This is a genomic window from Lysinibacillus sp. GW823-FHT02G10, assembly GCF_058797135.1.
The window spans coordinates 163,228-176,029 of record NZ_JBXAJI010000001.1 but is presented as its reverse complement, the minus strand read 5'-3'; the positions used below and the strand labels follow the sequence as shown (position 1 = coordinate 176,029).

Genomic DNA, 12,802 nt, shown 5'->3' with positions numbered 1-12,802 from the left:
AAATTCCACTATCATTATAGCTTGTAGCAAAAAAAACAGCCAGTGTGAGAACACTAACTGTTTAACAAACTTATTATACTTCTGTCTCTAAAAACTCTATTTGTTTTGCTGGTACGAATGTAGAAATGGCATGCTTGTAGATTAGGTGCTGCTTATTTTCAGCATCAAGTAGTAATACTGTAAAATTATCATATGATTTCACAGTCCCTTTTAACTGAAATCCGTTTAACAGAAATACAGTTACAAAAACACTGTTTTTACGTAGTTGGTTCAAGAACGTATCTTGCAAATTGATTGATTTCATCAAATAGCCTCCCTACTAACTTTCTACCTCTTCATTCCTATAGTAGCACGTTCTACCAATTTATCAATTAGTAATTTTTAGAAATTTTTCTTTATTCTTATAATCGATCATCCGGCGTAATAAAATGGACATCCATTTTATTACGGAAATAAGTAAGCTGTCTTTTTGCATAGCGACGGGAATTTTGTTTTAAGCTATCAAGGGCTTCCTCTAGGGTACATTTGCCATCTAAATAATCATATAATTCTTTATACCCGATGGCTTGTATAGACTGCACTCCACGGATATTTTGCTGCCATAATCCCTTCACCTCTTGCAGAAGACCATTTTCCACCATTAAATCAACACGACGATTAATACGGTCATATAACACGTCACGGGACATGTTTTGACCTAGCCCTAAAATAACATGGTCGTAAAGGGGTACTTCCCCTCGATTTTGCGCTTCAGCTGCTTTTGATACACCGCTTAATTCCAGCATTTCTAATGCACGAATAACACGACGTGTATTGTTTGGATGGATTGTCTCCGCTGTTTGAGGGTCTAGTTGTTTTAGTTTGTCATGCATTGCCTCAGGGCCAAGCTTTGCTAATTCCTCATAGTAGGCTTTTCGTGCTTCTTCATCTACTTTTTCATCAGTAAATTGGAAATCATAGAGGACAGCTTGTACATATAAGCCAGAGCCTCCTACTATTATAGGTAATTTTTGACGAGCTTGTATTTCCGCGATCTTCGCACGTACTAATTTTTGATAATCTGCTACCGAAAAAGATTCTGTAGGCTCTAAAAAGCTAAGTAAATGATGAGGAACGCCCTCCATCTCTTCTTCGGTAATTTTAGCTGTCCCTATATCGAGCCCTTTATAAACTTGCATGGAATCACCATTAATGACTTCACCGTTATATTTTTTTGCCAGTTCAATGCTTAATGCCGTTTTACCTGAGGCAGTCGGTCCCACTATTGCTACGACCTCTACCTGCTGCAATTTAGTTTCTATCATATTTTTCTAACCACCGTAATAAAACTTGAAAGACCGCTTCTTGATTGTCTTCATTTAAAATTTCATGTCGTTTATCCTCGAATAAATAAACCGTTACATCCTCTACATCCACCGCTGCTAACTGTTCAGCAACTTTGTAAACGCCTAGCCCCTGTTCACCAACCGGATCTTTACTGCCACTAATCAAGAGAATAGGGAGGTCTTTTCTTACTTTTGCTAATTCTCTTTTACGATTTAGTGTGGCAAAGCCAGTTGTCAAATCCACGAAAAATTGATTCGTTGGAATAAAGCCACAATAGGGATCATCGATATACTTTTCCACCTCTTGTTGTACTGAACATAACCAATCATAGGCAGTCTTCGGATTAGGAAATTGCTTATTAAAGCTACCAAAGCTCAATTGATTTAACAGCTTACTTTCAGTTTCTTTTCCTAGTCCCTTTGCTAAAGCCTTGGCTACTAGATTTCCTACAGCATGCAAGGCTGTCACATTTCCAGTGCCACAGAGAATAACATTATCTACTTGCTCTCCGTATAATTGAATATAGCGTCTAGTAATGAAAGAACCCATACTATGGCCAAAGAGAATTAATGGTACATTAGCGTATGGTACGTGAAGTTGTGTAATCACTTCATGAGCATCTTTTACAACACGCTCAAAGCCGTTTTCTTCAGCAAAAAAGCCCAATGTCCCATTATATGCTGCCGTTTCACCATGCCCACGGTGATCGTGCATCGTCACAACATAGCCTGCTGCGTTGAGTGTTTTCGCAAATGTTAAATAGCGACCGCTGTGCTCTGCCATGCCATGCAAAATGTGAATATGTCCAATACATGGCGTTGAAGGCTCCAATGTTCGCGTGAAGACAAATTGTTCATCCGACATTTGAATATAACGCTCCATCCCTTACTCCCCTTCTTTCACAAAATTTGTTGCATCGTTAATGGCTTGCTCTAATTCAGCAATATATCTATTTTTTTGCTCCTCTGTATAATTTAAGCGTTGTTGCATCACCTGAATCACTTGCTGTTTATAAAGCTTTACTGCTTCAATATCGAAGTATAATAAACCAGTCCGACGGATAAAGAAGTCGCTTGGTGTATAGACCATTTCGGCTTCAATGCCATACAGTAGCATCGCATGTAAGGCAAGAGGCATTGTACTACCATGTTCATGTAAAAATTTCACCCGATCAAATAAGGCATCTACATTCGTGCCATACTTTTGTACGAGATGCTTGGCTTCATCATAATTTAAGCCATATTGTACGCCTTCACGTGCTTTATAGGCAATATAGTCAGGGAAATTAATAGCGTTAATTCCCTTTGCACCAGAAAGTGCTAGCTCACGTGTTAAACAGGCACTTGCATGCTTATAGCGACGAGCCTTTACGATTTTATCCACAATCGTTTCAGCCATTTGGCGATAGCCCGTAAGCTTACCACCCGCAATCGTCATTAAACCACTTGACGCTGTCCAAATTTCATCTTTCCTTGAAATTTCTGATGGATCCTTACCTTTTTCATAAATCAGAGGTCGGACGCCAGCCCAAGAGGATTCAATTGTGTCTCTTGTGATAGTAGCAGTTGGAAAGACCTTTTTAGCAGCCTCAATTAGATAATCCACATCTTGCTGTGTTGCCACTGGATGTAGAGGATTACCTTCATAGACAGTATCCGTAGTCCCTACATAGGTTTTGCCATCTCGTGGAATGGCAAAGGCCATACGACCATCAGCAATATCAAAATAAACAGCTTGCTTTAGCGGGAAATCCTTTTGTTTAAGGACAATATGAACGCCCTTTGTTAGACGTAATTGCTTGTTATCTGCTACTTTATCTTTTTGTCGTACGTCATCAACCCAAGGACCCGTTGCATTCACAATTTGGGCGGCATGGACATTGAGCATTTTCCCCGTCACATGATCCCTCACTTTAATGCCAACAAGCTTTTTCTTTTCATAAATAAATTCCGTCATTTCAGCATAATTGAGGCAAAGCGCTCCATATTCTACAGCCTTTTTTAATACTTCAATTGTTAGACGGGCATCATCTGTACGGTATTCTACATAATAGCCACCGCCGACTAAGCCATCTTGATTGAGTAAAGGCTCTAATGTCAGGGTTTCCTGAGCATTTAACATCGTTCTACGTTCATGTTTTTTGACGCCTGCCAAGCGGTCATAGACCTTTAATGCCATAGATGTTGTGAAGGGACCGAGTGAACCCTTTTTATATAAAGGTAATAGCATTTTTTCAGGCGTTGTGACATGTACAGCATTATCATAAACAATTTCACGCTCTCGCCCTACCTCGGCTACAACTCCTACATCAAATTGCTTTAAATAACGTAGACCACCGTGAATCAATTTGGTTGAACGGCTCGACGTACCAGCTGAAAAATCCTGCATATCAATTAATGCGACAGAAAGGCCTCTTGATGCGGCATCTAATGCAATTCCTGCACCTGTAATACCACCACCAATGACTAATACGTCAAAGCTATAGTGCTCTAGATAATATAAAATTTTTGGTCGCTGCTCAAATGAAAACATACCTTTCTCCCCCAATAGCTATGATTTAAAAATTCGTGTTGCCTCTACAGCCTTCTGCCATCCTGTATACAGAGCTGTGGCTTGTTCTTCATCCATGTGAGGTTGATAGGTTTCCCCACTCACCCATAATGCAGATAAAGCCTCTTGGTTTGGCCAGAAGCTTGTCGCCAGCCCCGCTAAATAGGCTGCACCGAGTGCTGTTGACTCATTCAGTTTTGCTAGCTCTACTTGTAGCTGTAAAACATCACTTTGGAACTGCATTAAAAATTGATTTTTGACAGCTCCACCATCTACACGGAGTACTTCAATCGGAGTACCTGCTGCTTCTTCCATTGAATCTAGTACATCTTTCGTTTGATAGGCTAATGATTCTAGTGTTGCTCGAATAAAATGTTCTTTTGATGTTCCACGTGTTAACCCAAAAATGGCGCCACGTGCATCTGTATCCCAGTAAGGTGTACCGAGTCCAACAAAGGCAGGGACAACATAAACCCCATCGGTATGATCTACTTTTCTAGCATAGGATTCAGAATCCTCTGCTGTACGAATCATCCTAAGTCCATCGCGTAGCCATTGAATAGCTGATCCTGCTACAAATACACTACCTTCCAATGCATAGGTCACTGTCCCATCAATTCCCCACGCAATGGTTGTCAATAAACCATTTTCCGATGTCACTGCCTGCACTCCTGTATTTAATAGCATAAAGCAGCCAGTGCCATACGTGTTTTTAGCCATTCCTTTGGTAAAACAAGTTTGTCCAAAAAGTGCGGCTTGCTGATCACCCGCAATTCCAGCTATCGGAATTTTTTCTCCAAAAAATATACTTGGAGCCGTTTCTGTATATATTTCTGATGAATTTCTCACTTCTGGAAGCATGGACATTGGGATAGCTAAAAGCTCACAAAGTTCCTCATCCCACTTCAATTCATGAATATTGTAGAGCATTGTTCGAGCTGCATTTGAGTAATCGGTCACATGAGCCTTTCCCTTTGATAATCGCCAAACAAGCCATGTATCAATCGTCCCAAATAATAAATCCCCATTGTCTGCCTTTTCACGAGCGCCTTCAACATTATCTAAGATCCATTTAATTTTTGTCGCTGAAAAATAAGCATCTAAGCGAAGCCCTGTTTTTTGCTGAAAATGTTCTTCTTGTCCTTGTTCTTTTAAGTTATTCACAATGTCCTGTGTTTGGCGTGATTGCCAGACAATCGCATTGTAAATGGGCTGACCTGTGTGTTTATCCCACACCACTGTTGTTTCGCGCTGATTGGTAATGCCGATCGCATGAACCTCACTTGCTTCATGGCCACTTTCGGTTAATACCGCCGCAATAACGGACAAGATAGAACCCCATATTTCATTGGCATTATGCTCTACCCAGCCAGCCTTTGGAAAAATTTGTTGAAATTCTTTTTGTGCTACATGAACAATTTGACCTTTTTTATCAAATAAAATGGCTCTTGAACTTGTCGTTCCTTGATCAATCGCTAAAATAAATTCACCCATCCATTTTCCCCCTCTCCCTTACATAACCCGTTTAAACATTTTTTCCACTTCATATGATGTAAAGTGAATAAGCACTGGACGTCCGTGTGGGCATGTAAATGGATTATCTGCATTGCGTAAATCTCGTAGCAATGTTTCCATTTGCTCTTTTGTTAAATAATGATTGGCTTTGATTGACTTTTTACAGCTCATCATAATTGCGGCTGCCTCACGTAGTTTTTTGATATCAGCCTTTTTAGTTGTCAACACCTGTTCAATCAAATCCTCAATGATTTCCTGTTCCTCCCCTTGTGGGAACCAACTCGGATGCTCACGTACAACAAAAGATGACTGTCCAAATTCCTCTAAAAATACGCCTACAGCTTCTAATTCATGCCTGAGTTCTCGTAAGATCAGTGCTTCATCTGCTGCATAATGGAATGTTAGTGGTAACAATAATGCCTGACGTTCATGAGGATTAACTTGACCGACTTTTTCACGGAAGAATTCGTATTTAATACGTTCCTGAGCAGCATGCTGATCAATTAAATAAAAACCATCCTCCATTTGTGCAACAATGTATGTGCCATGGATTTGTCCCACTACTTCGAGTTCAGGAAAGGGTTCCTTCGTAGGCATCTCTTCTAATATTTCCGACTGTACGGCTATTGTTATTTCATCAATTGTTTCAGCCTCTATTTGTGATGTAGGCTGCCAACTTGTCTCTCGAACCGTAGAAATAGGCTTAGGCTCATCTATTGGTTCAGGATTGTTTTCTTGAATGGTTTGGACATCATATAATTTTTCCACGATGGCATTCATTTTCTCTACATCGATCTTCGGAGCAGGCTTCCAAATGTTCAATTGCTCAGTAGCTGGTTTAACTATTTTTTCTTTCTTTTCCATTTGTGGGACTCGAATAATGTTGCGTATTGTTTCACGAATGGTTTCCTCTATTAACTTTAAAAGCTCAGCCTCTTTACTTAAACGAATTTGATGTTTTGCAGGATGCACATTCACGTCTGTTAAGTAAGGATCACCCTCTATATATAGAACAACTATTGGGAAACGCTCGATAGGTAAATACGTATGGTAAGCATCCACAATGGCCTTTTGTACTAAATAATGCTTGACCCAACGACCATTAACAAATAGAGACATATAATTTTTAGAAGCACGTGTTACCTCTGGTAAGGATACAAAGCCAGAAATTCGATAATCATGTGACTCGCCTTGGAATGACACCATTTTCTTCGCATTATGTATTCCATAAATAGCTGCTAGCACTTGTTGTACATCTCCTCGGCCATTTGTTTGCAGTAGTTGTTGACCATTATGCAATAATCTGAATGCTATTTGTGGATTACCAAGTGCGAGGCGATTCATCAGGTCTATTGTATGCCCTAGTTCGGTTTGAATGGTTTTCATATATTTTAAACGGGCAGGTGTATTAAAGAATAGCTGGGAGACTGTTAAATCAGTCCCTTTACGTAACGGACCAGGTTTATGAGTGAGGATATGTCCACCTTCAAGTTCTAAATGTGTTCCAGATTCACCATTTGATGTAATCAATGTCATTTTAGAAACAGAGGCTATGGATGCTAACGCCTCACCACGGAAGCCAAGTGTTCTAATACGAAATAAATCATGTTCCTGATGAATTTTACTAGTAGCATGACGAGAGAATGACATTAGTGCATCCTCTTCATCCATACCGCTACCATTATCTATTACTTGAATAGAAGTGAGACCTGCTTCTAGTAAAAAAACATCAATGGACGTACTCCCAGCATCAATAGCATTTTCCACTAGCTCTTTGACAACAGAAGCTGGCCTTTCTACTACCTCTCCTGCTGCGATTTTATTGGATAGCCATTCGTCCATAATTTGTATGTTTCCCACTAACGTATCACTCCTTTATTTTTTAGCGTTCACTAGCTCTTGCTGTAGCTCATATAAAATATTCATTGCCTGCATCGGTGAAGTACCTAAAATATTTACCTTTTCTAATTTCTTTAGCACCTTTGTCTCGGCTGGGGAAATCGGTTCGTCCTCTGTAAATAAAGACATCTGTATTGGTTGTTCAGCTATCACCTGTGTTTCGGCAACTACTTCTTTCCCTGCCTCAAAGTTCTCAAGTAATACACGTGCTCTAGCTAAAATTTCCTCAGGTAATTGAGCAAGCTGTGCCACATGTATACCATAGGATTTATCAGCCGCTCCTTTTTTCACCTTATGCAGGAAAACGACCGTACCATTTTTTTCAGTGGCTGAAACATGCACATTTTGTAAGCGTGGTAAATCCTTTTCAAGTGCTGTCAATTCATGATAGTGCGTAGAAAATAACGTATTGGCTCCTATTTTGTCATGAATATATTCCATCATCGATTGTGCCAAGCTCATACCATCATAGGTCGATGTTCCACGTCCAATTTCATCAAATAGCATTAAGCTATTTTTTGTTGCATGCATAATAGCATGTTGCGATTCAAGCATCTCCACCATAAATGTAGATTGTCCTGCCGCTAAATCATCAGCCGCCCCAATCCGAGTAAAAATTTGATCGGTAATTGGTAGCTTCGCTTTTTCAGCAGGTACATAGCAGCCCATTTGAGCCATAACAACAATTAATGCTACTTGACGCATATAAGTACTTTTACCAGACATATTCGGCCCTGTAATAAGCATCATATTGTTCTGCTCTTCTAGCACACAATCGTTTGGTACATACATTTGCTTGTTCAGCATTTTTTCAACGACAGGATGGCGTCCTTCTATAATTTTAAGGGCACGTCCACCATGAAATTCTGGTTTCGTAAATCGATATTTTTCTGAGACGCTTGCAAAGCTTAATAAGACATCCAATTCACTAATGTTTGCTGCTAGTGCTTGGACACGCGGAATATAAGTTTTTAATACATCACGAATTTCTACAAACAGGTTGTACTCTAATGTTAAGCTTTCTTCTTCAGCATTTAAAATCAATGCTTCTTTTTCTTTTAGTTCCTGTGTAATATAGCGTTCCGCATTCGCCAGTGTTTGTTTTCGCTCATAGCGTGTTAAATCTGCTAAATGAATATTTGATTTTGTAATTTCTATATAGTAACCAAAAATGCGATTATAGCCTATTTTTAAATTTTTAATACCCGTTTTCACACGCTCTTCTTGTTCAAGTTGGGCAATCCAATCCTTACCATTACGAGCGGCATAGCGAAGTTCGTCTAAGCGTTCATTATAGCCGTCACGGATAACATCCCCTTCTTTAATGGTAATAGGGGGATTATCTGTAATCGCTTTTGCTAATAATGCCTCGACATCTGAGCATGTATCAAGTTCCGCACCTAATTGCTGTAATGTTTCTTTATTTGACCCCACCAACTGCTGTTGAATAGTTGGCACTTGGCGTAAAGAATCACGCAATTGGGCTAAATCTCGTCCACCCACATTGCCAAAAGCAACACGACCAGCCAAACGCTCTAAATCATATACTTGTTTTAAGGATGCTTGAAGCTCTGTTCGTACAAAATATTCTTCCAATAAATCCGTAACAATCGCTAGTCTAGCCTCGATTGCTGAACGTGTGGCAAGCGGTTGGTGTAGCCATTGCTTTAATTTCCGTCCACCCATCGCTGTCACCGTGTCATCTAATAGCCATAAGAGTGTACCTTTTTGATCGCCACCACGAATCGATTGAATCAGCTCTAAATTGCGCTTTGAGCTAGAATCAATGCGTAAATAATTTTTAATTTCATTAAACGTGAATGCCTGAATATGTGATAAAGATCTCATTTGTGTTTGGTCAATATAAGCTAACAATCGAAGACACGCAATTTGTAACGGTTGTGGTACAGCTTCTAGATAACTTGCTGCTTTGTCCATTGGCATTTCATTCACTTCAATTGAAAGTACGATCCCAGCATTGACGGCATGCTCTGCTAATAATAGCTGCAAACTATCCGTTACAATCAGTTCTCGAATTCCGTAAGCCTGCATTTGCATTAATAAGGCTTTTCCATCGCCTTCAATAGAAGACGCTACGGCTTCACCTGTGGATAAATCTAAATAAGCATAGCCAAATGTTGTGTCATCTAATTGCTCTGCCGCTCCAATAAAATGATTAGATTTACCATCAAGAGCCTTTCCTTCCATAATTGTTCCTGGTGTGATAAGCTGAACAACTTCACGTTTGACCACACCTTTTGCTTGCTTTGGATCTTCTGTTTGTTCACAAATAGCCACTTTATAGCCTTTTTGCACAAGTGTTTCAATATAATTTTTAGCCGAATGATGCGGCACACCGCACATTGGTATTCGCTCTTTTGCGCCTGCATCTCGGCTTGTTAATGTAATTTCTAAAATTTGTGAGGCATTGATTGCGTCCTCAAAAAACATTTCATAAAAGTCACCTAATCTAAAAAATAAAAAGGCATCTTTGTAATCTTCCTTTACCTGTAGATACTGTTGCATCATTGGTGTATATGTTGTCATATCACTATTTACCTCGCTCTTGCCTTATAGATATATTTATTATAACAAAAGATACATGCGAAACGCTTTATTCACCTTTTTTAAGATGCTAGCATTTCGCATGTATCAAAAAATGATGTTTTTTAGACTTATCTTGGTCGTTCATCAGGAAACGATGAAGACTCTAACACATACCTGCCTTCTCCTTCAGGACTTGAAGAGGAGCTAGAACTAGAGCTTGATGAGGATGAGGATGAAGATGAACTTTCATCATTAAGGCTCCAATCTTCTTCATAGTCTAGTGGATGGACACTAATACAAATTGTTGTTTCACCCATTACCTCAACAACTACTTCACGTTCCACTACAATTTCAAACTTTGTACCACATGGAGAGATAATCGCTTCAATACAATTTGGTTCTTGTATCACACGTACACGAACATCATCACCAACGCTAATTTCACCGTCTCGATAGTGAAGCTTCACTTTGTCTTTATAGTGAATCGTTTCAGAAAACACAGCTGTTTTCGAATGATTACTATAGGCATACCAAACATTGACATCAAATTTCCCTGTTACTTCTACAAATTTCCCGACTCTTTTTGCAGAGCAAGTGTGATTGATTACCCAGCACCCTAAAATACTTGTCGGTTTATTTGTTGGTGATAATGTTACACGTTCTTCCGTTCTCTTCTTCCCTTTGGCAACTACTGCTTTCGTCACGATTTGTCGTAAACGTTTCAGCGCAATTCCTCCTTCGACTCTTTTCACTCCATCATATGCAGGTAGCGCCCATTGGGTGAACATATATTTTTAGAGAATGAAATGGATCATTTAAAACTTTTCGATGAGAGGTCTATTATAGCAACTGAATGCTTCAATAGAAGAAGACGTAAAAAAAGCTCGAATGACAGCATTCGAGCTTTGATTTCTATAATCTGTTAAGAGCAGCTACCTGGTTGAGTATTTTCTACGTATGAACCCGTTTCACCACGAAGAACATCGCCACCAGTTGAGCGAATAATTTCATTTGTAACATTATTTGCGATTGTATTTGAAACAAGTTGCAATAAATCATTCACATCGCCTTGTGATTCTTTAAATTGTTGCACAACTGGGATGGCATTAATTTCTTCCTCGATTTTAGCAATTTTATCTTCAATCATTTTTAATGCTTTTTCTTTCCCTAGGTGTTGGAAATTAACCGCTTGTTTTTGTAAGCTTTTTAAGCTTGCAATACGTTCACGTACTTGTTGATTTTCGTTAATTTGCGCTTCTGCTTTTTTGAAAAATTCAACCTCTGGCGTATTTGCAATCATATGTGCAATTTCATGTGATTTTTTAATTAAATCTTCTTTTGTATATAAGACTTGTGTCATTTATGCTTCCACCTTTTCATTTTTTACGACTTCCACAAATTCACCAGTAAGTGAATAGGATGTAGTCTCTGTTATTTTTACTTTCACTAATTGACCAATTACTTCTGCTGGTGCTTTGAAGTTAACTAAACGATTTTTCCTCGTATAGCCCGCTAACACATCGTCGCGTCGTTTACTTGTGCCTTCAACTAATACTTCGACAACCTGACCATTTAAACGCTCTAATGCTTTGCGAGAGTATTCACCTACCACTTCATTTAAACGTTGAAGACGCTCTTTTTTCACCTCTTCAGGTACATTGTCAATCATTTTTGCAGCTGGTGTACCTTCACGCGGCGAATAAATATACGTAAAGGCTGCGTCAAAGCCAACTTCACGGTATAAGGACAATGTTTCCTCAAACTGTTCCTCTGTTTCATTCGGATAGCCAACGATAATATCTGTTGTTAAGGTTACTTCAGGTATTGCCGCTTTAATTCTATCCACTAAACCAAGGAAATGCTCGCGTGTGTATTTACGCGCCATAATTTTTAGCACGTCATTCGAGCCCGATTGTACTGGTAAATGGATATGCTCCACTAAGTTGCCACGCTTTGCAAGAACTTCGATTAAATGATCATCAAAATCACGTGGATGACTCGTTGTAAATCGAATCCGCGGAATATCGATCTTTCTTAATTCATCCATTAAATCGCCAAGACGATAATCAATATCCTCAAAATCTTTACCGTAAGCGTTGACATTTTGTCCCAATAACATAATTTCTTTGTAGCCCGCTGCCGCTAGCTCACGAACTTCAGCAATGATTTCCTCTGGTCGGCGACTGCGCTCTTTACCACGTGTATATGGAACGATACAATACGTACAGAATTTATCGCAACCATACATAATATTAACCCAAGCCTTAATGGAGCCAAGACGTTTCTTCGGCAGATTTTCAATGACATCGCCTTCTTTAGACCAAACCTCTATGACCATTTCTTTTGACATGTAGGCTTCTTTTAAAATGTTTGGCAGACGGTGAATATTGTGTGTACCAAACACCATATCAACATGTGGGTAGCTTCTTAAAATTTTATTAACCACAGATTCCTCTTGCGACATACAGCCACAAACCCCTATTAGCATCTCAGGGTTTTTTCGTTTATATTTCAGCAGGAAACCAAGTTCTCCAAATACTTTGTTTTCTGCATTTTCACGAATAGCACATGTATTTAGCAAGACAACGTCAGCCTCTTCAATCACCTCTGTTGGTGTGTAGCCTAGCTGCATAAAAATCCCGGCCATTACTTCTGTGTCATGCTCATTCATTTGGCAGCCATAAGTACGAATATAGAAGGTGCGATCTTTACCCATTCCTGCGAACTCTTCTGCAATGCTGAAATCCTTATGATACTTTACATCTTCTTTCCCACGTTTTTTAGCATCTTTTAAGGATGGAGCTGTAAAGACCCTCTCAAAATATTTACTATAATCCTTTTCAGGCTTGTCTTCTTTTTTTGGTTGATTGACTTGTTGATTAGCTAAGCGTTGTTCCTCATTCATCGCAATCAGGTAACTCCTTTCAAACGAAATCCATGCACTTGAATTCCCATTTTATTATTA

At 39.2% G+C, this 12,802-nt stretch carries 10 protein-coding genes; all 10 read right to left on the bottom strand.

The window, feature by feature from the left end; all coding sequences use genetic code 11:
• Positions 1-73 precede the first annotated feature (73 nt).
• Complete coding sequence (gene hfq, locus AC1RFD_RS00840; RefSeq protein WP_004225825.1) at positions 74-304, bottom strand: RNA chaperone Hfq; 231 nt, start codon at positions 302-304, stop codon at positions 74-76.
• 97 nt (positions 305-401) lie between these two features.
• Positions 402-1,304, bottom strand: a complete 903-nt coding sequence (gene miaA, locus AC1RFD_RS00835) for a tRNA (adenosine(37)-N6)-dimethylallyltransferase MiaA (RefSeq protein ID WP_492474414.1) — start codon at positions 1,302-1,304, stop codon at positions 402-404.
• Positions 1,291-2,208 (bottom strand): alpha/beta fold hydrolase, encoded by a 918-nt coding sequence (locus AC1RFD_RS00830; RefSeq protein WP_054550564.1) that lies wholly within the window; start codon positions 2,206-2,208, stop codon positions 1,291-1,293. Before AC1RFD_RS00830 ends, miaA begins: the two co-directional genes overlap by 14 nt.
• Before the next feature lie 3 nt (positions 2,209-2,211).
• Positions 2,212-3,858 carry a glycerol-3-phosphate dehydrogenase/oxidase gene (locus AC1RFD_RS00825; RefSeq protein ID WP_492474413.1) on the bottom strand — a complete coding sequence of 549 codons (1,647 nt, stop codon included), beginning with the start codon at positions 3,856-3,858 and terminating at the stop codon, positions 2,212-2,214.
• 18 nt (positions 3,859-3,876) lie between these two features.
• The gene (glpK, locus tag AC1RFD_RS00820; RefSeq protein ID WP_492474412.1) at positions 3,877-5,370 is read right to left on the bottom strand and encodes a glycerol kinase GlpK; all 1,494 of its coding nucleotides are present in this window, start codon (positions 5,368-5,370) and stop codon (positions 3,877-3,879) included.
• An 18-nt stretch (positions 5,371-5,388) separates the two neighbouring features.
• Positions 5,389-7,251 carry a DNA mismatch repair endonuclease MutL gene (gene mutL / locus AC1RFD_RS00815; RefSeq protein ID WP_492474411.1) on the bottom strand — a complete coding sequence of 621 codons (1,863 nt, stop codon included), beginning with the start codon at positions 7,249-7,251 and terminating at the stop codon, positions 5,389-5,391.
• A gap of 15 nt (positions 7,252-7,266) precedes the next feature.
• On the bottom strand, positions 7,267-9,837 hold the full coding sequence (mutS, locus tag AC1RFD_RS00810; protein ID WP_054550560.1) for a DNA mismatch repair protein MutS: 2,571 nt from the start codon (positions 9,835-9,837) through the stop codon (positions 7,267-7,269).
• Between the two features lie 128 nt (positions 9,838-9,965).
• Positions 9,966-10,625 (bottom strand): outer spore coat protein CotE, encoded by a 660-nt coding sequence (gene cotE / locus AC1RFD_RS00805; protein WP_349531277.1) that lies wholly within the window; start codon positions 10,623-10,625, stop codon positions 9,966-9,968.
• A gap of 134 nt (positions 10,626-10,759) precedes the next feature.
• The gene (locus AC1RFD_RS00800) at positions 10,760-11,197 is read right to left on the bottom strand and encodes a YlbF/YmcA family competence regulator (RefSeq protein ID WP_004225842.1); all 438 of its coding nucleotides are present in this window, start codon (positions 11,195-11,197) and stop codon (positions 10,760-10,762) included.
• Positions 11,198-12,742: a tRNA (N6-isopentenyl adenosine(37)-C2)-methylthiotransferase MiaB gene (miaB, locus tag AC1RFD_RS00795; protein ID WP_048391476.1), complete on the bottom strand. Its 1,545-nt coding sequence runs from the start codon at positions 12,740-12,742 to the stop codon at positions 11,198-11,200.
• Positions 12,743-12,802: the final 60 nt, after the last annotated feature.

Excerpts from the sequence above, each read along its gene's own strand:
- cotE (WP_349531277.1), bottom strand. The coding sequence starts at position 10,625 with ATGTTCACCCAATGGGCGCTACCTGCATATGATGGAGTGAAAAGAGTC.
- AC1RFD_RS00830 (WP_054550564.1), bottom strand. The coding sequence starts at position 2,208 with ATGGAGCGTTATATTCAAATGTCGGATGAACAATTTGTCTTCACGCGA.
- glpK (WP_492474412.1), bottom strand. The coding sequence starts at position 5,370 with ATGGGTGAATTTATTTTAGCGATTGATCAAGGAACGACAAGTTCAAGA.
- miaB (WP_048391476.1), bottom strand. The coding sequence starts at position 12,742 with ATGAATGAGGAACAACGCTTAGCTAATCAACAAGTCAATCAACCAAAA.
- miaA (WP_492474414.1), bottom strand. The coding sequence starts at position 1,304 with ATGATAGAAACTAAATTGCAGCAGGTAGAGGTCGTAGCAATAGTGGGA.
- mutS (WP_054550560.1), bottom strand. The coding sequence starts at position 9,837 with ATGACAACATATACACCAATGATGCAACAGTATCTACAGGTAAAGGAA.
- AC1RFD_RS00800 (WP_004225842.1), bottom strand. The coding sequence starts at position 11,197 with ATGACACAAGTCTTATATACAAAAGAAGATTTAATTAAAAAATCACAT.
- hfq (WP_004225825.1), bottom strand. The coding sequence starts at position 304 with ATGAAATCAATCAATTTGCAAGATACGTTCTTGAACCAACTACGTAAA.
- AC1RFD_RS00825 (WP_492474413.1), bottom strand. The coding sequence starts at position 3,858 with ATGTTTTCATTTGAGCAGCGACCAAAAATTTTATATTATCTAGAGCAC.